The sequence below is a fragment of the Rubripirellula reticaptiva genome (assembly GCF_007860175.1).
GTDB lineage: Bacteria > Planctomycetota > Planctomycetia > Pirellulales > Pirellulaceae > Rubripirellula > Rubripirellula reticaptiva.
This window is the reverse complement of sequence record NZ_SJPX01000004.1, coordinates 520128-540621: the sequence shown is the minus strand read 5'-3', so window position 1 is coordinate 540621 and position 20494 is coordinate 520128. Positions and strand designations below refer to the sequence as shown.

Here is a 20494-nt window from a genome sequence, read left to right as displayed (position 1 = left end):
GCAAAATCATCTACCTTAGCCCAACCTGAAGTGTGAGACCGGTATTTTCAAAGAGCCAATATGCCGTTCCTGAGCGGCTTTGCACAAACGTCTCGTAGTCAGCCCTGATACTTCTTGAAATTTTCGGCCTGCTCGAAAATCTCCTTGTAGACCTCATCACGGTCAATCGGCGGGTAACCGTTCTCCGCTAGCAGGATTATCAGGTCGACCTTCAGTTCAGCCTTGATGTCGTCGCGTTGGCTCCAGTCGGTGTACCTGGCCTTGTCGTCAACGATGACTTTCACTTTCGTTGCTAGAGCCAGCAGCTTATCCTCTGGGTATTCAAAGTCGTACTTGACGGTCAGAGCTTTCAGGATGTCGTAGAAGGCTTTTTCTTCGAAGTCGATACCGAGTTCTTCAAACGAATCTCGCTCTTTTCGCATCGCATGGTACAGGTCGATGATCTCGTCGGTGAAGTCTTCCAGCACAGTGCTTTGAAGCACATCGTGTTCGCTGCGGTCGTTGTACTTTTCCACTAGAGCCGCAAACTGTTTGGAAAATTCCACTCCCTGTATCTTGTTTACTTTCTTAAACGAATCAATTGCTTTGGTCAGCAACTGCTGAAGCAATTTAATCTTCGTGTTGGGAAGTTTAATCTTGTCGATCTTTGCCAGGTAATCGGGATCGAACAAATCAACCTCAGAAGTATCGCCCTGACCCATCTTGAAAACTTCTTCTACGCCGTCACTTGCCAAAGCATCTGCCAGCATCTGTTGGACTTTGGCGTTCATCTGAGCCGTATCAGGAGCATCGCCTTTGGTCAGTTTGAACACGATACTGCGGATGGCAAAGTAGAAATGCACATGGTCGCGTTCGCTTTGAGTAAAGCCGTCGCTGCCGACACAAATATCGTAGGCCGCTTTCATGCGTTTGGTCAGGTTCATGAAGCGTTGTTCCAGGGCTTCCGTCACCTGCACGAATTCCGCTGCCATGTTCAGGCAGTGAAGTTGCTCCATCGGCTGGCCGCTAAAGTACGGCTTTGAATTGAACTTATGAAAGACCGCCTTTAACAAATCGAGGTGATCCTTCACCACGACCACCGAGGCCGCCACGTCTTCAAAGTTATCCTGGTCGCCTTTGCTGTAATGAGCCAAGGCCAGATTCATCTGCTTTTTAATGCCGATGTAGTCGACAACCAGGCCTTTTTCTTTCTTCTCAAAGGTGCGATTCACTCTAGAAATCGTTTGTATTAAGTTGTGGCGTTTAACAGGCTTGTCGATGTAGAGGGTGTCTAGTTCGGGCACATCAAAGCCAGTCAGCCACATGTCCACAACGATGGCAATCTTGAAGTTCGACTTGCGATTCTTAAACTCGCCGTCGAGCTTCTTGCGATACTCCTTAGTGCCCAGCATCTCGTACAGAGCCTTTTCGTCGTCCTTGCCGCGAGTCATCACCAAGTGAATTTGCGGCATCGGCAGAACTTCTTTTTTCTCTTTCTCGCTCAGCTCCACACCGTCGGCACATACCTTCACTTTTGCCCACTCTGGCCGCAAAGCGATCACTTCTTTGTAGAACTCGTAGGCAATTTGGCGATTGCTGCTAACAAACATTGCCTTACCCGCAACGGTTGCACGTTCCTCGATGCGAGCTTCATAGTGTTCCACAAAGTCAGCAGCCAGCGATTTCAAGCGATCGGGATCGCCTAAAATAGAATTCATCTGCAAGTTGGCCTTCTTACTGGCATCAATCGCGTAGGTGGTTGCTCCGTCGTCGGCACATTGAGCGTAATACTCTTCAATCTCCTTTAGCTTGCTATTATCCAGCAACACTCTGGCGGCTCGACCTTCGTAAACAATGGGCACGGTGATTTCGTCGATAACAGATTCAGTCATCGTGTACGAATCAATCACTGGTCCGAACACATCCAACGTCGCGTCGATGGGCGTACCGGTGAAGCCTACATACGTCGCGTTCGGCAGCGAATCGTGCAGATACTTGGCAAAGCCGTATGTACGTTTCACGCCTTCATCGGTAGTGGTGACTTTCTGATCCAGATTCACCTGGCTGCGATGCGCTTCGTCTGAAATGCAAATCACATTGCTGCGATCTGTAAGTAGTTCTACGTCTTCGGTGAATTTGTGAATGGTGGTCAGAAATACTCCGCCACTGCTACGCCCTTTTAAGTGATCTCGCAAATCTGACCGGCTTTCAACGCTAACTACAAGCTGATCGCCAATAAATGACTTTGCGTTTGTAAACTGAGCCGACAGCTGATCGTCCAAATCGGTGCGGTCGGTAATGACAACGATAGTTGGGCTGGATAAAGCAACACTTTTCATCAGCAAGCGTGTTAGAAACAGCATCGTGTAACTTTTGCCACAACCAGTCGCTCCAAAGTACGTACCGCCTTTTCCGTCTCCACGTTCACCGTTCGCTTCTGTCCGCATGTGCTGCAAGATGTTTTGAAACAGCTTGTTCGCGGCATAGTACTGCGGATAGCGGCAGAGAATTTTTTCCTCACGACGGGAAGTGTCTGGTAGGTAGATGAAGTTACGAATCACATCCAGCAAGCGATTCGTGTGGAACATGCCCTGAATCATGCTGTGTAGCGAATTAATGCCATCGACTTCGACAAGGTCGCCGCCATCAGTCTTTCGCCACGAGTAAAAGAACTCGTACGGAGCGAAGAACGAACCAGCTTTGTTGTTGACTCCGTCGCTTATCACGCAGAAAGCGTTGTATTTAAATAGCTCTGGAATGTCGCGATGGTAACGCACTGTGAGTTGCTTAAACGCGTCATGAATGGTCGCGTTTTCAGAGATAGCACTCTTAAATTCAAACACCACTAGCGGCAGGCCATTAATGTACAAAATGCCGTCGGGGATGCGTTTTTCGCTGCCAAAAATCTCTAGCTGATTGACGAGCTTAAAGATGTTCTGGTCGTTTTCGGCACCTACGGACAAACGACCGTAGTCGATCAATTGCACATACAAATCTTTTTGCTTTCGGTCTTCACGCTTTAGCAAGAAGCCATCGGCGACCATTTTCATGATCGCTTTGTTGCTTTCGTACAGATCGGCAGCTGCGTACGAGGTGAGTTTCTGGATGATCGATTCAATTTCACCTGGTGTTATGTTGTCCGATGCGTAGCGCGCTGCCAAAAACGCTCGCAAGTCATCCTTAATCAGAACTTCGTCAGGCGGACGGCTGATAGCCACGCCAATCACATGCGGATAGCCGACCTCGCCAAGAAGCTCGACAATAGCCGCTTCAAGTTGCGCTTCGGTGAACTTCATGCCAAGGCTCCCTCCGCCAGTTTTTCAGCTTCAGGGATTCGGAGTTCGCCTGAGATAAGTTTCGGAAGAAGGGTATCGCGGAGCTTGGTGAGTTCGTCCGATGACGCGTCGTTTCGAAGTTGCTTCTGATACGTTGGTTCAAGGATCGTTTCGGTAAACACTTCAACAATCTTTGGATCCTTTGGAAGTGCTGTCTGAACCTTCGACAGAACGTCAAATGTGATTTGCGGAAACGTACCGGATCTTGATTCGGCCAACATCTGTAAATGCTCAATGATTGGTTCTTGCTTCAAAATCAAATACGCGAACAGCGAATTGACATTGCCGATTGCCCGAAGAACCATCAGCTTTGTAGAGACGACGTGATTCGGGCTATCGAAGTATACATATGCGAATCGTCTGTTTTTGGGTCGGATCTCGCTGTAAAGAATGTCGCCCTTCCTGATCGACTTCTTTGCTTGTCCGGGAAGGCCAGTCGTTAACGAAAGGTCATCGTGAAGAAACCGTCCGTTGAGGATGTCACCAGTGTTGAGAAAGACGACTTCATCAACAGACTTCAGCGGAAAGGTTTCCGAAATCGTGTTGAGGAGTTTTGAAATCGGCGTCGCTTCCCAACCTTCAGGAATCCAACCCAGTTCGTCGGTTTGTTGGAAGGCGGCTGGGAAGGGTTTGGCGGCTTCGCGATTGGCGGTTCCGTCGGCAAGTGCCGCACGCCGGACTTCGGCTCGGTCGGCCAGTTCTTCGGGGATCGGATTCCCAGCGGCAAGGGCATTGTCGATCACCGGATCAAAGTCCACAAACCAACTTTTAAACAAGGCTTGAGCCATCCCTTCTAGCGTCGCATTCGTCCGACGATTCAACTCGATCTTGTCAGTGACCGCAGTCCAGCAAGTTTCGATAAAGTCCCTTCTTGCTTTTGGCATACGAAGGATCGGGATTTCACAAACGTCTTTTAAATTCAAAGTCTTCTGAACCGTCGTGTTCGCACGTGAATCAAGAAAGTGCATAACTTCCGGAGTCTGCAGACAAATGTGAATCCAAGTAGCGCTGTACTCTGCTGATGGCCGAATCACAGCGACTGCGCGAGCAACATTCCAACCAGCTAGTTCTGGCCCCGCGATCGCCGATTGTCCGGTCGACCCGACCAAGGAAAGAAGAACCTCTCCGCCCACCAAACGTGTTCTGCTGTGTTTGGCTTCTATCGAAGGCTGCACCTTAATTGGCGACGAAAGATCAAGCTTCCCGTTATCAAAATTGTTCACGCGAACGATTGGGACGCCATTTTCTAAATGGCTGCCAGGCTGAACAATGCCGTACGAAATTTTGCCGTCGGAAGTGCAGTCAATGAGCGAAACACATTCGGTTGCTGGTTCACTTTCCATAACCCAAGACCTCCAGATTCTTGCGAATCACTTTGTCCAACTTCGCCGACTCGTCCATCTGCTGGTAAAGCGTCTGGCTCATCTCCGTCATCTTGGTTTCAAAAGGGATACCGTCGTCTTCCAACGCTGCAGCGCCGACGTAACGACCGGGCGTCAGCATGAAGTCGTGTTTGCGGATGTCCTCCAATGTCGCCGATTTGCAGTAACCTGCCTGATCTTCATACACACCATCTTTTTTCTCGCCGCGCCAAGCGTGGTAGGTTTTGGCGACGGCTGCGATGTCGGTGTCGGTCAGTTCCTTTTGCGTGCGGCTGATCATCGAACCGATTTGGCGTGCGTCAATGAACAACGTCTCGCCTTCACGATTACGGTAGCCCCGTTGCTTGTCTACTTTTTTAGACTTGGTCAGGAACCAAAGGCAAACGGGAATTTGAGTCGTGTAAAACAATTGACCCGGTAACGCTATCATGCAATCGACCATGTCGTTCTCGACCAGCTTCTGACGAATCGCACCTTCTCCGGTGGTGTTGGTGCTCATCGAACCGTTGGCCAACACAAAACCAGCCACACCATTGGTCGAGAGCTTCGACACCATGTGCAGAATCCACGCATAGTTGGCGTTGCCCGTCGGAGGTGTTTCGTAGCCGTCCCAACGCGAGTCTTTGGTCAGCTCATCAGCCGCTCGCCAATCTTTCATGTTAAACGGCGGATTGGCCATGATGTAGTCGGCCTTTAAGTCAGGATGCTGATCCTTAAAGAACGAATCGGCCGGAACGTCACCCAGATTGGCCGACAGTCCTCGCACCGCAAGATTCATTTTGGCCAGCTTGTAGGTGGTCGCCGTAAACTCCTGACCGTACACCGAGATGTCCTTGGTGTTACCGTGATGCGATTTTACAAACTTAAGCGACTGCACAAACATCCCGCCTGAACCACAGCAGGGGTCGTAAATTTTGCCTTTGTAGGGCTCGATCATTTCAGCAATCAAATTCACCACGCACTTGGGCGTATAGAATTCGCCTCCAAGCTTCCCTTCGGATGCTGCGAACTTGCCCAGAAAGTATTCGTAGACGCGGCCAACGACGTCTTCTTCTTTGTCGGCAACGGTGTCAATGTTGTTGATGGCGTCAATCAAGGCCGACAGCTTGCTGCCATCCAGACCAAGCCTAGAGAAGTAGTTATCTGGCAAGGCTCCCTTGAGCGACGCGTTGCTCTTTTCGACTTGAGCCAACGCCGAGTCGATTTTGATGGCGATGTCGTCCTGTTTGGCGTGCTGCTGAATGTGGCTCCACCGAGATGTTTCGGGCAGATAGAACACATTCTGCATCGTGTAGAACTCCACCATGTCGGTGTAGTCCTGCTTGCCTTCAGCGATCAACGCTGCTTTGCGTTCTTCGAATTTGTCCGAGACGAATTTCAGGAAGATCAGGCTCAGGACGACGTGCTTGTACTCGGAAGATTCCACGCTGCCGCGAAGCCGGTTGGCAGAATCCCACAGGGATACTTCAAAGCCCTTGTCGTCTTTGGGAGCTTTTTTTTGAGTGGTCGACTTTTTCTTCGCCGCTGCCTTTTCGGAAGCCGCTTTTTTCTTGGCCATGCAATGCAAATTCAACTAGTGGACTCGGGTTTCAGTCGAAGATCGTGCAACAGTTTACTCGTAGAAGCAATACCAAACTATTGGGCAGCGTGGGCAGCGACGAATGAGGCATCAAGCCATTCCGCCACCGGTGCAAGTCTTTGCTCCTCGACGTTTTTTGCTCCCCGCAGTCTCGATCTACCCGAATCAGTCGCCATCTCAGTAAACCACTGCGAGATTTTTGAGTAGCGTGAGCAGTTCTGCCAACATCCTTGGAGTGAATCACCCCAAGGAGACATCATGGAAGAATCAAATCTTGACTCAGGACTCAAACACCGCATCTGGGTCAAATCAGTCGGAATCGAGTTGACCCCGCAGCAAAAGCAAGACGGCTCCTATTTCTGGACGTACCGCTTTGCTCGTTGCTTCAAACGCGGTGAAGAGTGGGAGTATTCAGATACATTCTCAAGCCACAATGATGAGTCGCTAAACGAGGTAATCGTTCAGATGATTCGCTTTCGTGAAGAACACGACGCTACCCGCTGGATGGCGAAGAAAATGGCAGAGATAAACAAAGCCAACGCAGCATAGGAGGCACATGGAAACAAAGAAGAAGGAATCCAAGAAGACTCAAAAACCAGTTCACACCGTTCGACGCGGTGCAATCGCTGCCAGCATTTGGAAGCGTCAAAGTATGAACGGCTATTGCTATTTTGAATACTCTCTATCTCGCTCTTACAAGAGCCAATCAAGTGGAAAAGAAGGCTACTCGAGTAACTTCTTTGATCGAAATGCTGCTCAAGTGATTGAAGTCATCAAAGAAGCCTCCGCTTGGATTGAAGAGCAATCAAGCCCAGCTGATGAGACTGAAAAAGAGGCTGCATAATGACAACTCCAGAGCCAGCCCCAAAACAAAAACCGCCTGAGTCAGATACGTCACTCGAAGTTGCTACGGCTCCTAAAAGTGACCCCGCTGAGGAGCAAAAGCAAGCTGAAATGCGAGCCGCGTACATCTTGCAGCAACGAAGAATGCAGTGCGGTCGCGGCGGTTGCGGCGATGGCCTTGAGACTTTCTAAGTCTCAAGACTCTTTCCAGTTTGGAGGACGATGAAACAGAGCTTTTTTGATTTTGAGCAGGAAAACATCCAAGCAGGAAACTCAGAGCTTCTAAGAGAAGCCACATTTCCAAGGATGATTGAAGACCCGCAATACGCATCGATTAAACGCGTCTCCTTGGTCTTTGAAAGTTCCCTTAAAGAACGGCCTTGTATTACCAGTACAGAGGAGGCCAAAGCCTTCTTTCAACGCTACTGGAAAAAGCACCCAGCCAACGACCAAGAGCATTTTGTCGTTGCTTGCCTAGACACCAAGCATCGTGTGCAGTGCGTTGTTTTGGTCACAGTTGGCACGCTCGATGCCTCGCTGGTTCACCCCCGTGAAGTCTTTAAGCCAGCCATTATTGAGGGTTCGTCCGCAGTTATCGTGTCGCACAATCATCCATCTGGAAACACTGAGCCAAGCCGAGAGGATATCCAAGTCACGGATCGCCTAACAGAAACTGGCAAATTAATGGGAATCAGTGTGCTCGACCACATCATTTACGGAGATGGAACCGGTGATGTTCTTTCGGTTCGAGAGCATTAGCCCGTGCTGCCAGGCCTCTCTTGTTGAGGAGTGGCCGCACAATTTTCTCCCAGAAAGCTTCATCACCATGCTTGGGGCAAAGGCAATGAAGCTTTCAAGGAGAAAACAGATGAACCAGCACAACCTGACCCAAGAAGTCGCCCAATCAATCAGCAAAGTAATCGCATACTTGTCTGAGGAAGAGATGGACTTTCTTGAAAATCCAACTGAAACTCACATTCAACATTCAATACGAAAGATTGAAACTTGGTTTTCTGAGCTAACTGGGTACCAAGCAATTCCAGTTGAAGCTTCGTCTGACCATCGATTCATACGCGAGGTAAATGTTCAGTACCGACTTCAGGAAACTAAACGGGAAGTTCTCAGAGATGCCAAGCAAGTAGCTGGTCTCACTCGCTTGCTGCTGCCTGATAACAGTCGAGAGCACTTTCTTGCCTTCTATCTTGATGGTTCCCATCAGATTGCATCGTATTCAGTCATTTCAACTGGTACTGCCAACGCAACGCTTGTCTACCCTCGTGAGATATTTCAACGAGCAGTCTTAACGGGAGCTGTAAGCGTAATTCTTGCCCACAATCACCCCAGTGGTTCGGTGCAACCTAGTGAAAGTGATTTTGCAATAACAAAGAAACTTATTGAGTGTGGCGAGGTGCTAAAGATTGCAGTTCTTGACCACGTTGTCGTGAGTGACCAAGGCTTTACTTCTTTGCGTGAGGAGTCGTCGCTTTGGTAGGGCGATTTCGCCTCTACAGAATTCACTTCGATAAAAACTTAAACAGTTCGTGCAGGGCGTGCTGCACGAACTGCCGCCTTTTCTGGAATTGTTCACCTAGCTTTGGGCAAAGGTAAACAAATCCAGCAAAGGAGGCAGGAAACGATGAAAAGGAAAAACACAATGCAACAATATATGCTCAATTTTGAATCAGCAGAGCTGCCCACAAAGGAAGTGAACAAGGTACAAGAAGATGTCTCACTGCCACCACCGCCACAGGGCGAGCGTGAACAGCCGAGAATACTTCACTACCCTGGTAAACTTCATTTTGATTGGCCAGAGGCTAGCAATCAGCACGACCGAGACACCATCACAGTTGATAGAGTTGGAACCGTTAACGGCCAAGTACCACATCGCTTTGTCATTCTTCGAGGCGATACAGTAAGGGTTAATCTTACTAAGGATAAGCAAAAAGACGGAGAAGTTGTTGGCATCAGTCACGCTCGAAACGAAGTGTCTATCCGTTTTCCAGGTGCCAGAGCTGGGACAGACGGAATTTGGTTTTCCCTTGGCTACATCTACCCAAGCAAACAGCCAATAGAGGAACCCCCAAAGGGTGTACCCCTTTCAGGCGTCATAGAGAGGCTAAACAGCAAGCACGGCGAGACGCTCACAGAGGCTGACCGCGTGCCCGCACAGGCTACGCCCTACTTGTTTGCTGACCACAAGCAGACGGTGGAAAAGCTCCGCGATGGCAGCATCACCGTTGCTGAAATCCAAGACGGCTTTACTCGCTTACTCGAATCAAAAGACGCTTTTGTTGCTGACCTGGTGGGCCGCCTAAAGGCTCCCCAGCTAAAAGCCCTTGCCTCAAGGCTTGGTGACTGGAACGCCAAGAGCCAAAGAAAGGAAGAAAACGCTGCAAGCATTCACAGAATGCTACTGCACGATTTTCATCTCGCAGATTCGTTTTCCTACGTGATGGGCCAAGACCCAGAACAGGTGCTACGCGATGCAGTGTTTGGGCAAACTAAAGCCGACATCGAAGCCTACTTTGCAAAACGCAATGATGCGAAGGAGGAAACCGAAAAAGCAGTTTCAAACCCAGAAACGCTTTCAGAATTCCACACGTTCCTACGCCACCTGGGAGAAGCTGAACTTTCTGATTCTCAACTACGGACGTTTAGCGAGCTGAACGCAAGTATCAGCCGCAAACGGCGAGCAGAGAAAAGACAAGAGCAGTCCGTTAGCCAGTTTGAATCAGAGGAACTTTCAGACATCGCTTTCACCGTCAAAGAAGGCTACCACGACAAGAAAGAGTGCTCGCTTTGGATTGTCCAACTTCCAGGACGCGTTGAACGTGCCACGTTCACAGAGCTAAAGAACAAAGCGAAGATGCTTGGCGGCTGGTACTCAAGTTTCAAAAAGGCAGATGCTGGTTTTCAGTTTCTAGACAAAGAGCGAGCTGAACGCTTTACAGCGTTACTGGGAAGTGACGTTGACAGAACAGACGTGCTTGAGCAACGAAAGGAACGCCGAGAACTGACGGCTGCTGAACGCCTTCACGAGCTTGCAAAGAGCACCTTCGATAAAGCTGAAGAAACGATTGAAGCAAGCGAGAACTCGCTTCAAAACACAGTCAGACGTGCCGACATGCAAGCTGGCATCAGGGGCCGTGCTCATGCTGACCAGGCCCTTGCCCGCTCACTTCACTCGATAGCTGAAGCACTCTCAACAGGTGAAGCGAAGTTCCTTGATGGAATACGCTTTAAGGTGCAAATCGAAGAGCTTGATTCTATTCTCTACCTGGCAAAGTACGCTCGGATAAGGGAAGTGAAGAAGCTTGAAAACGAGGGAAGCTACAACCATCACAAACGACAAGAAACAGAATCAGACAAGCCCTACGGTGAGGCTGATGTGCGTTTTGCAAAGTACCCCTTCCCCACTCTTTACAAGCAGCACCTACTTGAAGCTGCCTCTATTGCCAAGGGCGTCTCAGGAGCAAAGCTTGCTGCGGCCCGCATGGAAAAGAGGCTTCGCAACCACACGGAAGACTACGTGACCTTTGAAGCAGAGTACGAGATAAGCCAGCTGACTGACTTTCTTTCAAGGCTTCCAGCTCGGATGACTTCAGACCACATGAGGGATGACCTTGAACGATTCAACCGCGTAAGACGAGCGAACATTTTTGACGTTCATGAGCTACGTGCTGCACTCTATGAGTACCTTCCGCACAAAGCATCTGTCAGGGGCGATAGCCCGATAGCGATTGCTGAACGGGAGCTAATCGGCAAGAAGCTTCCAGGCTTTTTCCCAACCCCAAAGAGCACCATTTCAGACATGCTTGACCATGCAGACATTGAAGCACATCACAGCGTCTTAGAACCAAACGCCGGTAAGGGTGACATCGTTGAAGCGATTGCTGAACGCGTGCCAGGCGTTGCCATTAAAGCGATTGAATTTAACCGCACGCTTTCCGACGTATTGGGAGCCAAGGGCATCGAGGTTGAGTTTTCTGACTTCCTTGAGCACAAGGCAAGCTATGACCGTATCGTGATGAATCCACCCTTTGAAAATGGGGCAGATATTGAGCACGTTCAGCACGCCTACTCGCTTCTAGAGCCTGGTGGACGCATGGTGGCCATCATGAGCGAGGGGCCATTCTTTCGCTCTGACAAGAAGGCCGAGGCCTTTCGTGCCTGGCTCGATGACAACGCTGGCACAAGCGAGCAGCTACCAGAGGATACATTTAAGGGTGTTGATTCCTTTCGGCACACAGGCGTCAGAACCAGGCTCGTGGTCATTGACCGCTGATGAGATGCAATTTGCTTAGCGGCGAGTTCTTCGGTTACGGGTTACTTGCAAATGCATGATTCGCGTTTCAGGCTTTCCTTTTTCGACGTTTACACACTGCCCAGCAAGACCCCAATCCCAGAAGCATCAGAGAACTTGGTTCCGGTACTGCGATTGCTCTTACCGAGAATGCAACACCGACGTCAGTGAATGGTGTCAAATTTGGCACCACGGCTTGGGGTAAGATTTGATTGGTGTCGTACCAGTAGTCGGGATGAACAGGACTTCTAGTAATAGCAAGGCCAGCTTCTCCAAAAGCAGTCTGGCTGGTATGGGATTGAAGAGCAATAAAGTAGTCGCCAGCAGCGAGCGGTGCTTCAAAGTCTTGAATTCCAAGTAATGAGAACTGCAGATTGTAGAGATTTTGGCTTGCATCACCCGATGTTCCGAAGTTTCCAAACGCAGCTATATCGGGAACGTTTAAGGTAGAACTTACACGATTGAAGCCAGACCAGTTATCAGGTTCAGCCCCAAATGCATGCGAGATAAATGGCATTTGCTCGTTTTTAAACGCGGCATCACTAAACACCGAGAGTGTCCAGTTATGTTGTGACCAGTCAACGTTCGTCAAGTTGCTGTTTGAGTCAGGAACAACGGCTGCAATGATTCTAAAATCATACAGACGGGAGGTACCGTCCGTTGAAAATTGCATTGCAGGCATGCCTAGATTAGCAGTTGGAGAATAGTTTGAATTCCCATGAGCTGTTATAGCTCCATTGCCGTTGGCTGTCGAATTATCAGAGCCGATGTTATCACCTCCGATGACGGTGATGGTTGCGGCATGAGCGGATGACACGAGTGCCAGGGACAGCACGAGAATTGGAATCGCACGCATTTCTAAATATTTCAGACTTGGAGTCGAGCGAGAACGGAGCCGACAAGGCCCCCAGCTTGGTCGGGCAACTTGAAGGAGGCGAGAGCCGCACTGGTCAAGCTTTCTAGACATTGCTGCTGCCTTCGTTGGTCTCGTAGCTAGCAGCTCGCTTCCGACGTTTGCACACTGCCCAGCAAGACCCAAACCCCAGAAGCATCAGAGAACTTGGTTCCGGTACTGCGATTGCTCTTACCGAGAATGCAACACCGACGTCAGTGAATGGTGTCAAATTTGGCACCACGGCTTGGGGTAAGATTTGGTTGCTGTCATACCAATAGTCAGGATGAACAGCACTCCTAGTAATAGCAAGTACGCCCTCGCCAAAGGCAGATTGATTAGCATGGGATTGAATAGCAATAAAGTAGTCGCCAGCAGCTAGAGGTGCTTCAAAGTCTTCAATACCAGCTAATGAGAACTGTAAGTCGTAGAGACCTTGGTCGATATTCCCCGATGTTCCAAAGTCTCCAAAGGAAGCCGTATCAGGCACGTTTAAAGTAGAGCTCACACGATTAAATCCAGACCAGTTATCAGGTTCAGCCCCAAAGGCATGAGAGATAAATGGCATTTGCTCGTTTTTGTAGGCTGTATCGCTAAAAACGGAGAGCGTCCAGTTCTGATTCGACCAATCAACGTTAGTCAAACCGGCATTTGAGTTTGGAAGAACACCGGCAATAATCCGAAAGTCATAAAGACGAGTCGAACCGTCCGCTGAAAACGGAATTGCTGGCATCCCTAGATTAGTCAGTGGAGAGTAGCTTGCACTCCCATGAGCACCTACAACTCCGTTACCATTTACGGTCGAATTATCAGAGCCGATGTTATCACCTCCGATGACGGTGATGGTTGCGGCATGAGCGGATGACACGAGTGCCAGGGACAGCACGAGAATTGCAATCGAACGCATTGAAGGTCGCTGTATCTAGAAAATGAATGGTGTGAAAACTTCAAGCGAATCGCTTCGCAAAGTACCTGCAAGATGAAGCGAACATGGCTCCCCTCAAACGAGAGGTTCAGCTACTTCCCCCCCACCAGTCTAGTCAGGGCAGTTGCCGCACTCAAGCTGGTCGCTATGCAGCTTGTTTTCCGGCCTCGCTCACAGCTTCAAACACCTTCACTGGTTCAATTCGGTAGCGAATGCAGTCGGGTTTAATCTTCGGCAACCCGTGCGGTGCCCGAGCCGCGTTCACCATTCGAAGCAAGTCGAGCAGCTGTTTACGAATAGGAGCGTATGGCTCAAAGCCCGAATGATAGAACTTTAGCCGATACCAATCCTCAGAGCGAGTCCTGGCATGTCGCAGGAACTCGCCCTTTAGTTCCTTGAATTCAGATTTTGAAATTTGCACCCGAACTCGTCGCTTGGTGTCTCGGACAGCACCCGTTGTGTCTTCTGGCTTGTCTCGGTTTCTGATGAAATCGCCCATCACGCGGCAAATCGAATAGCCGCAAACGGCAAGCGGCTCTCCTCGCTCAAGGTTTCTGATGTTGTTTCTTTCTCGCTTCATGAACTCCGCTGGTTGCTCACCAGGCGTTAAGAGCAGCACCCAGGTGCGTTCAAACCGGAGGTATTGAAAGTTGCAGTTTCCGTTCTTTTTGCGCCAGTGACGCTGCGCGTCAGTCTTACGCACGTCGTAAAGGCCTAGCAGCTTGTCATCAACTCGCTCAGGATCTAACCCCTTTCGTACATGCCCCTTTACGTAGAACACGTAGCCGTGACGGGCGTAATTGACCAACTGCCGGATAAACCCGGCCTTTGACGTTGCAACGTATCGGTACTCTTTTCTTGCCATTTTTTGCCTCCACCTCAAACGCCCGTAGGCGTCTCAGGTGAGGCGATTGTTAGGGCACAATCGCGAAAGCCAGAACCTTCGTTTCACTCGTGTGAAGGAACCTACGGTGCTGAAAACATCGTACTCAGGGAGTTTGCAAAGCCAAACTCGCGAGTACATCTGTTTTCCAAAATGCCTGCGGCCAATTCCATTGGCCTTCGATTTCTTTCCTTTCTAAAACCTAAGCTTCGTACGCAAAGCGAACGTCGCCTGTACTGCGTCAGCTCACTGCTAGAGGCCAATTGCCCGTCAGGGAAACTCGCGTCTAACCGCACTGCATTCAATCAAGAAAGCGAGTCGGTGCCACTCAAAAAGTAAGCACCAACTCGCATCAACTTTCTTTCGACCTCGGGAACGCATGCTCCCACTGGTCAGTCGTAGCTTTCGTCGTCTGTCAAAACCCAAGTACCACCTTAGGTCCAGAACGGTTTGAAACTGCCTTGCCTCATCTCGCTTGCCGCTAGCACGGCAAAGCTCCCGCCGGGTAGTGAAGACCTCTTCCGAGACCTTCCCTTGACCTGCTTCTACTTGCTACTCACTCCCACACTCACGCTTGCTCCTTGGTGACATTCCAAGGCCCCGCCATAACCAAACGGCGGCAACATGACTGCTTCCCACTTTAGTTGCATCGAGATGCGTCTCTGCTCTGGTGACTAGTGGGCGTGACCCCACATGACCTGTAACAGCTCGCAAGCTGTTCAACGCGATAGGTGAAGCCGTCAGGCTTTCCTACTCCACTGGCTTGACGCCAGGTTTCAGGGGACAGAAAACAGAAGCTTCCCCTTACCGTTTCACGTTGGGCCGTTCGTCGTGCTGGGTACGCTATTGCAAGCCCAGCACCTTTTCGGCAACCACTTCAGAGATACTTACCGCCAAGGGATTGCTCCCCTTTCACGCTTGAGCTTTTCACGTCCTGGTGTTTCTCCAGGTACCCGAGAGGTGTCGGCCTCCCGGCTGGTTACGTTACCGCAACCAGGCTCCACGCGGCGGCGAAGGTTAAAGCAGGTCAGAGACCTACAATCCCCTTCGGTGGATTACGCAGCCCTTTAGCTGCTTCACCACTTCCAAAACAACGGCCTCCAATCAAAAACCGACGGGAGGTTTTTCAGTGTCGCCCGAAATTCCAATTCAGACTTTCTGTTGCTATCGGGTAGAAGCTAAGAATTAGACCGCTCACAAACTAAGTGAGACGGGATTAGGCTTAGCAGCCCCCGTCGAACTGGACGAGCCACTCTCATGGCATCCAGCTCTACTGACTAAGAACAGAGTTGGCTTTCGCCGACTCTCTCGCTGGTTAGGCAAGCACAGCTTGTTTGGTTGGTAGCCAAACTCGCAACGGTTCTTACATCGAAAGAAAGTGCTTTAACGTTTGTTGAACACTGACACGTGTGGAATCGTTCCACGGGCTGATTTTGCAGGGTATTGAAACGCAAAGCAAACAGCGTTTTAGGTTCGAACAGATACAGACTTCCCCCGGCTTTTCCAGACTCGTCTTTTTGATCAATCTTTGTAGTTTCATCGGAAAGTACGCGATGCAATGCTCTGGCGAGCACGTTGTCTTGCGTATCCAAATTCCTTGCTTTGAAGTAGTCGGTCAGCATAGCTGATTTGACCGCTCGCAGACAATGGCTGCGAGGATATCTACGCGAATGCAGGTTATGCAGCATTCTTTTTGTTTGCAGCCAGGAAGGTTCTCAGAATCAGTTCAAGATATGCCCGAGACGCCTCCCCTTCTCGTTGCTCGCTTCGTTGGAAGCCCTCGTACTGTTCTGGGTGATGAGTCCGGCTAAACTCAATTGCAGATTTTAGCAGCTTCTCTCGTTGCGCCGTTTTCATGCCATCAAATTGTTGAAGCAATGGACGGCTTGCAGGTTTTCCACTCTCTGGATCATCTAGGTTCTTGAATGTCGGAAGTTTTCTCACTCGTCGAAAAATTGCCATTAGCTCCCCGGTTTTGCGATCGGGTTTGATTTCCATTCCTGAAATACAACCGCATGTAACGAGCCACTTCGCTGCACGTTCAAGGATGCGTTTCATCTCGCTTGGGCAGTAAGAATCACTGAGTCCGATGATTCCCTTGCACAATCGCTCTAGCTTGAAATTGCACGTCTGCTTTTTGTACAGTCGTTTGTCGAGCACTCGATAAAGCCGAACTGCTACCTCTTTGCTACGTCCCGAAGAAACGCGTCGGAACATTTCCATGTCGACCTTCTTGACGTAACCGTCGGTGAAGCTTTTCCAGACAACCTCGCTCCACTCAAATGAACAGAGCTGATAACCAGCACCAGTTTTGTTCTTTCTTGCTCTGTCAAATTCATCTCGTGAACAAATCTGTACGCTTCCGATTAGGGTGAAGGTTTTCGACTTCCATGCCTGGTCGCCCTTGTCCCACCAGTAGTCTTTAAATTTCAGTGTCGTGCTCGCAATTCGATCGAGCGAGTCTTCAAGCCTCCGGTACGAACGCCCGTCTGTTGGCCAGCCAATTTCTTTGCATAGCTGGTAACGGCTAAATTCAACTCGCCTTGATTCAAATTTGGCTTTGCAGGTAAGTGCTTTGAGGCCAACAATCACCTGGTCATCAATAGGCTGAGGAAGGCCGAAGGCATCGGTGCCAGTCATTAACAATTTTCGAGTCACGTAGCGTTTAAGCTGCTTGTCGTAGGTTTCATGTTCTACTTCAAGCGTCTTCACTTGCGTCTTTGAAATTGGACCAAATGGAATCTCAACTAGATTCATTTCGTCCCGCCCAAATAGCTGGATGACTTCGGCTTGTTTTCTTTGTTCTTTTTTACTCAAAATCAAAATACAAGTTAATATAGTTATATTAAGTTCTATAAGTTCCGCCCCGCTAAGGGCTTGCTTTCATTGACGATCGACCACCAAACCCGTCTGCCAACACGGTACAATCCGTCTCTCAACACGGTACAACCCGTCTCTGAACACGGTAGATCCCCGTCTCTCAACACGGTACGCCCGTCTATCAACACGATAGCCCCGTCTCTGAACACGATAGCTTGCCGCCATACTTCAAGTTCGTTAAACCAAGGCAAGACTAGCTCGAACAGATGCGTTCAAGCAAGCATTAACTCGAACGCCATCTGGGGCTGGCTGCGACGTCAAGCCGAACAAGGCTCCAGTTGCAGAACTTCCACTCTTTCAATGCTTGCCGTCCTTCGTGGTTCTCAGCCTGTGTGCTTTTGTTACTTTGCCAGACCTTCAAATTTCACGCTGGAAGCCAAGTTTTTTCGTACAGTCATTGCACCGTACTGACCTGTTTGCGGAGTACTAGAGCTAAATACGGCCAGTTCACCGCTAAACACCTGTTGGCAACGCTCTCTTAATCAAGGTTAAGCGCACAATGTTGGTGAGCAAGTAAGCAATCAAGCAAGAAAGATTGCTGACTTGCTTTCTTGATTGCTCACAAGAAAGATTGCTGGTGAGCAATATTACTATCTTGTCAGATTGTCTGGTTGATTGGTAACCTTCAAGGCGAAATGATAATTGGACTTGCAAACAGTAAAGGTGGTGTCGGCAAAAGCACTCTTGCCAGAAATCTGGTGGTGTACTTGAACGACTTAGGATTTTCGACAGCTCTTGTGGACGCGGAAGAGTACGCGCCAACGGCAACGCTGCTCAAGAACTTTGATTCGAACTTGATTCTTCGCTCAGCAACGTCACTCGATGGAATCGATGACGAAGTGCAGGAGCTTTCTGAGTCAGGGCATCACGTCATCATTGATGCACCAGGAAAAGAAGGCGACCAAGTTTCAACGCTTTGCTTGCTCTCGGATTTAGTTCTGATTCCGCTTTGCGTTTCTGAGCAAGATCTTCTTCAAACTGTTGGTGTCATCAATCTTGTCAGACGACAACAACGTCGAAGCGAGGGAGGGAAGCCAGACGCCAGTATCGTTCTAACTCGGACACTGAAAAACGACATTGCGGTTCCAAGCGTGCGTGAAAACTTGCTTCGCTACGGCATTCCAGTGGCAGACACTGAAATACGAGAACGAATTGCCATCAAGCGAAACACTAGCGTGATGAGAGACAAACGCTTTGGTGGAAAAGATGGTCCCGCAACCGATGTTCAATCGCTTGTTGCTGAAATCATTCTGCCAAGACTGAACAACGAACAGAGAGTTTCAAATGAGTAGTCGAGCACCAAATTTTTCATCAACTTTTGCGATAGTCGACGATCAACTTGAAGAGACTGAAAAACGCCTCGAACAAAGACGCTTGGAAAAAGATCGTGCCAAGCTCGCAGAAAAGACGACGGCAACCGAAGCAGCAAAAAAATTGCCAGTTGAAAAACCAACAGAAAAAGTTGCTGCGATAAAAGCAAAGCCGATCAAAAAGAAGACCGCAAGCGGGCAGGGGACTTCAGCTCCTCGCATTACGAAAAAAGAAGTTCGCCGAAATCTCAATCTCAAAGTGCTTGACGAAACAGAGCAAAAATTCAGCCGCCTCTTTCATACTCTCCAGCTTGCAGGAGATGGGCGGAGAAAGCAGGACTTAGCAGATGAAGCGTTTGGGCTTCTTTTTGAAAAGTACAAATCCATCACATCCTAGCTCCATCCTTGGAGCGTAGGATGATTCACTTTAAAGAGAGCAGAACCGATTTAGTTTGCGTCAGGGCGTTTTCGTACCGATTCAGCTTGTTCTTTCAAGTAGCGTTGGTTTCTTGAAAGGTGAGCGTAGTTCTTTGCCAACGTACTTACGTCAGCATGTCCCATGAGCTGTGACAAGGTAACCGAGTCCACACCATCGATTAGCCCTTGAGTAGCGAAGCTGTGCCGAATGGCGTAGGCAAACACGCGTTTGCCGGTTTTCTTTTTGAGCCTGGAGAACCGGCAGTTGATCGAGTCCTTTGTCCATGGTCGGTTGCGAGTGTTTCGCATGATGGGACCAGTTGGCCATTTTGCTACGAGGCGAGCACAGATCTGTTTTGCTGCTTCTGTCAGATAAATCACTCGCTCATGACGTTCGCCTTTTGCCTCAGATGGCGGAAAGATGACGATGCCTGCGTCCAAGTTGACGTGCTTTGCTTCCATCGTACGAGCTTCCAGGGGACGGCAGCCTACCTCCCACATAAAGCAAAGCAGATCACGAAACGCTTGGTCTTTGACGAAACCGAGCAGCGTTGTCCACTCGTCAGTTGAGATCACGGTTTCGCGGCGTTTCCGACGAGGCTTGTCTGGCACCTGAGCCACCGTGTTGGTTTTTAGGTACTTTTTTCCTACCGCCCAATTAAAGCATCGAACGACCGAGCCTATCCCTTCATTTCGTGTCGTCGATGACCATGTGCTTTGCCCTTCAGCCCAATTGGAGAGATCCGAACCGCTCAGTGTGGCAATTTTGGTCTGCTTGCCGATGAACTTTGCAAAAGACGACAAATTGTCACGAATCTTGCTGTACGTTCCCGGCTTTCGATTCTCCTCAACCCAATCCAGGTATCGCTCAAAGAGCATTTCAACCGTGGCGGTTTCGCGAATCGGTTCGCTGTCTGCCATCAATTGATGGTACTTTTGCCAGGCTTGCTTTTTCTCCCGCCCAAGGCTCACTTGGCGTTTACCAAGCTGGAGGTACCAGGCGTTTTTTGATTTGCGGAAAAATGGTTTCGCTTCGCGTTTTGATGACACAGCTTTACACTCCGGTGGAAGTTAAAGCCGCAGAGTAAATTCGTATCTCTGCCCCCAACTCTGCCTTTTTTCGTTCGTTCCAAACCCAGGTAATTGGTGGCAAACGAGTTACGGCAAATCAACGACGGTGTTGACATCGTGGAGGTCACAGATTCGAGTTCTGTATCGTCCATCACCGAAAAGCCCGTAAAACCCAGCGTTTTGCGGGCTTTTTTCGTTGTTGGCCTCGGACGCGATCGTGGTTGGGGGAGATTGTGGCGGAAGCAACGCGTCGCAGGTGATCCGGTCCTGCACATGTCCGACGACTTTGAACTTTGGCTGCAAGTGCCGGGCGATGGCGGCACGATTTTTGTCGGCCAGATGGAAGTTGCCGAGCTGTTCCAAACAAGTAAGCAAAAAGTCTCGTTGTACGCCAAGAACATTCTGGTGGGGGTGGGCGAACTGCAGGCGGATCCGGCGGTCAAGGAAATCGTTGCCCATCGCCGCGACAGAACTCATGACAAACACGGAGAAGTCAAATCATCCTTGGCGACTGGCAGTGCTCTGACCAGGCGAGGGGTGCTCAACTCGAGAAGACGATCATGGGTGAATGCCCATGGTGGCTTCCCGATTTCGTGCCGACTCCATCCACCTGCTTTTCCTTGATCCGCCCCACAGCCACTCCGATAACTATCACCGAGTCATTGTCGAGGGCGGCAAGGACGAAATCGAAAAAA

Annotated in this window: 18 protein-coding genes; 9 read left to right on the top strand and 9 right to left on the bottom strand. The window is 49.7% G+C overall.

Features of this window, described 5'->3' with window-relative positions; translation table 11 throughout:
* Positions 1-98: 98 nt before the first annotated feature.
* From Poly59_RS19050 to Poly59_RS19040, 3 genes are read right to left on the bottom strand one after another with little or no spacing between them, the layout of a single operon-like run.
* Positions 99-3275, bottom strand: a complete 3177-nt coding sequence (locus tag Poly59_RS19050; RefSeq protein WP_146535700.1) for a type I restriction endonuclease subunit R — start codon at positions 3273-3275, stop codon at positions 99-101.
* Positions 3272-4657, bottom strand: a complete 1386-nt coding sequence (locus Poly59_RS19045; protein WP_146535699.1) for a restriction endonuclease subunit S — start codon at positions 4655-4657, stop codon at positions 3272-3274. The genes Poly59_RS19050 and Poly59_RS19045 overlap by 4 nt, the downstream gene beginning before the upstream one ends.
* Positions 4647-6254: a type I restriction-modification system subunit M gene (locus tag Poly59_RS19040; RefSeq protein WP_146535698.1), complete on the bottom strand. Its 1608-nt coding sequence runs from the start codon at positions 6252-6254 to the stop codon at positions 4647-4649. The genes Poly59_RS19045 and Poly59_RS19040 overlap by 11 nt, the downstream gene beginning before the upstream one ends.
* Before the next feature lie 279 nt (positions 6255-6533).
* Between Poly59_RS19040 and Poly59_RS19035 the strand changes: the two genes are divergently transcribed.
* The 6 genes from Poly59_RS19035 (at position 6534) to Poly59_RS19015 (ending at position 11403) form a co-directional block, all read left to right on the top strand.
* Positions 6534-6824: a hypothetical protein gene (locus tag Poly59_RS19035; protein ID WP_146535697.1), complete on the top strand. Its 291-nt coding sequence runs from the start codon at positions 6534-6536 to the stop codon at positions 6822-6824.
* Positions 6825-6831: 7 nt separating this feature from the next.
* Entirely contained in the window at positions 6832-7119 is a 288-nt protein-coding gene (locus tag Poly59_RS19030; RefSeq protein ID WP_146535696.1) for a hypothetical protein, read from the top strand.
* Entirely contained in the window at positions 7119-7310 is a 192-nt protein-coding gene (locus Poly59_RS29685; protein ID WP_186776388.1) for a hypothetical protein, read from the top strand. The genes Poly59_RS19030 and Poly59_RS29685 overlap by 1 nt, the downstream gene beginning before the upstream one ends.
* Before the next feature lie 30 nt (positions 7311-7340).
* Positions 7341-7877, top strand: coding sequence for a JAB domain-containing protein (locus tag Poly59_RS19025; RefSeq protein ID WP_146535695.1), 537 nt, complete (start codon positions 7341-7343; stop codon positions 7875-7877).
* A gap of 109 nt (positions 7878-7986) precedes the next feature.
* Positions 7987-8610, top strand: coding sequence for a JAB domain-containing protein (locus Poly59_RS19020; protein ID WP_186776387.1), 624 nt, complete (start codon positions 7987-7989; stop codon positions 8608-8610).
* A 162-nt stretch (positions 8611-8772) separates the two neighbouring features.
* Positions 8773-11403 carry a methyltransferase gene (locus Poly59_RS19015; protein WP_222436138.1) on the top strand — a complete coding sequence of 877 codons (2631 nt, stop codon included), beginning with the start codon at positions 8773-8775 and terminating at the stop codon, positions 11401-11403.
* Between the two features lie 67 nt (positions 11404-11470).
* Here Poly59_RS19015 and Poly59_RS19010 read toward each other — a convergent pair whose 3' ends face one another.
* The 5 genes from Poly59_RS19010 to Poly59_RS18990 form a co-directional block, all read right to left on the bottom strand.
* Entirely contained in the window at positions 11471-12277 is an 807-nt protein-coding gene (locus tag Poly59_RS19010) for a PEP-CTERM sorting domain-containing protein (protein WP_186776386.1), read from the bottom strand.
* 103 nt (positions 12278-12380) lie between these two features.
* Positions 12381-13220, bottom strand: a complete 840-nt coding sequence (locus Poly59_RS19005) for a PEP-CTERM sorting domain-containing protein (protein ID WP_146535692.1) — start codon at positions 13218-13220, stop codon at positions 12381-12383.
* Positions 13221-13383: 163 nt separating this feature from the next.
* Positions 13384-14103, bottom strand: coding sequence for a hypothetical protein (locus Poly59_RS19000; RefSeq protein ID WP_146535691.1), 720 nt, complete (start codon positions 14101-14103; stop codon positions 13384-13386).
* Between the two features lie 1295 nt (positions 14104-15398).
* Entirely contained in the window at positions 15399-15743 is a 345-nt protein-coding gene (locus tag Poly59_RS18995; protein ID WP_146535690.1) for a hypothetical protein, read from the bottom strand.
* A gap of 55 nt (positions 15744-15798) precedes the next feature.
* Positions 15799-16938 (bottom strand): replication initiator protein A, encoded by a 1140-nt coding sequence (locus Poly59_RS18990; RefSeq protein WP_146535689.1) that lies wholly within the window; start codon positions 16936-16938, stop codon positions 15799-15801.
* 698 nt (positions 16939-17636) lie between these two features.
* Here Poly59_RS18990 and Poly59_RS18985 point away from each other — a divergent pair.
* A complete protein-coding gene (locus tag Poly59_RS18985; protein ID WP_146535688.1) occupies positions 17637-18293 on the top strand; it encodes a ParA family protein in 657 nt (218 codons plus the stop codon).
* Complete coding sequence (locus tag Poly59_RS18980; protein ID WP_146535687.1) at positions 18286-18708, top strand: hypothetical protein; 423 nt, start codon at positions 18286-18288, stop codon at positions 18706-18708. The genes Poly59_RS18985 and Poly59_RS18980 overlap by 8 nt, the downstream gene beginning before the upstream one ends.
* A 50-nt stretch (positions 18709-18758) precedes the next feature.
* Here Poly59_RS18980 and Poly59_RS18975 read toward each other — a convergent pair whose 3' ends face one another.
* Complete coding sequence (locus Poly59_RS18975) at positions 18759-19778, bottom strand: tyrosine-type recombinase/integrase (RefSeq protein ID WP_186776385.1); 1020 nt, start codon at positions 19776-19778, stop codon at positions 18759-18761.
* A gap of 294 nt (positions 19779-20072) precedes the next feature.
* Here Poly59_RS18975 and Poly59_RS18965 point away from each other — a divergent pair, with 294 nt between their 5' ends.
* Entirely contained in the window at positions 20073-20423 is a 351-nt protein-coding gene (locus Poly59_RS18965; RefSeq protein ID WP_146535684.1) for a hypothetical protein, read from the top strand.
* The last annotated feature ends 71 nt before the right edge of the window (positions 20424-20494 follow it).

What these genes read in the sequence shown, in the direction of transcription:
- Poly59_RS19050 (WP_146535700.1), bottom strand. Translation starts at nt 3,275, where the DNA reads ATGAAGTTCACCGAAGCGCAACTTGAAGCGGCTATTGTCGAGCTTCTT.
- Poly59_RS19045 (WP_146535699.1), bottom strand. Translation starts at nt 4,657, where the DNA reads ATGGAAAGTGAACCAGCAACCGAATGTGTTTCGCTCATTGACTGCACT.
- Poly59_RS19040 (WP_146535698.1), bottom strand. Translation starts at nt 6,254, where the DNA reads ATGGCCAAGAAAAAAGCGGCTTCCGAAAAGGCAGCGGCGAAGAAAAAG.
- Poly59_RS19035 (WP_146535697.1), top strand. Translation starts at nt 6,534, where the DNA reads ATGGAAGAATCAAATCTTGACTCAGGACTCAAACACCGCATCTGGGTC.
- Poly59_RS19030 (WP_146535696.1), top strand. Translation starts at nt 6,832, where the DNA reads ATGGAAACAAAGAAGAAGGAATCCAAGAAGACTCAAAAACCAGTTCAC.
- Poly59_RS29685 (WP_186776388.1), top strand. Translation starts at nt 7,119, where the DNA reads ATGACAACTCCAGAGCCAGCCCCAAAACAAAAACCGCCTGAGTCAGAT.
- Poly59_RS19025 (WP_146535695.1), top strand. Translation starts at nt 7,341, where the DNA reads ATGAAACAGAGCTTTTTTGATTTTGAGCAGGAAAACATCCAAGCAGGA.
- Poly59_RS19020 (WP_186776387.1), top strand. Translation starts at nt 7,987, where the DNA reads ATGAACCAGCACAACCTGACCCAAGAAGTCGCCCAATCAATCAGCAAA.
- Poly59_RS19015 (WP_222436138.1), top strand. Translation starts at nt 8,773, where the DNA reads ATGCAACAATATATGCTCAATTTTGAATCAGCAGAGCTGCCCACAAAG.
- Poly59_RS19010 (WP_186776386.1), bottom strand. Translation starts at nt 12,277, where the DNA reads ATGCGTGCGATTCCAATTCTCGTGCTGTCCCTGGCACTCGTGTCATCC.
- Poly59_RS19005 (WP_146535692.1), bottom strand. Translation starts at nt 13,220, where the DNA reads ATGCGTTCGATTGCAATTCTCGTGCTGTCCCTGGCACTCGTGTCATCC.
- Poly59_RS19000 (WP_146535691.1), bottom strand. Translation starts at nt 14,103, where the DNA reads ATGGCAAGAAAAGAGTACCGATACGTTGCAACGTCAAAGGCCGGGTTT.
- Poly59_RS18995 (WP_146535690.1), bottom strand. Translation starts at nt 15,743, where the DNA reads ATGCTGACCGACTACTTCAAAGCAAGGAATTTGGATACGCAAGACAAC.
- Poly59_RS18985 (WP_146535688.1), top strand. Translation starts at nt 17,637, where the DNA reads ATGATAATTGGACTTGCAAACAGTAAAGGTGGTGTCGGCAAAAGCACT.
- Poly59_RS18980 (WP_146535687.1), top strand. Translation starts at nt 18,286, where the DNA reads ATGAGTAGTCGAGCACCAAATTTTTCATCAACTTTTGCGATAGTCGAC.
- Poly59_RS18965 (WP_146535684.1), top strand. Translation starts at nt 20,073, where the DNA reads ATGTCCGACGACTTTGAACTTTGGCTGCAAGTGCCGGGCGATGGCGGC.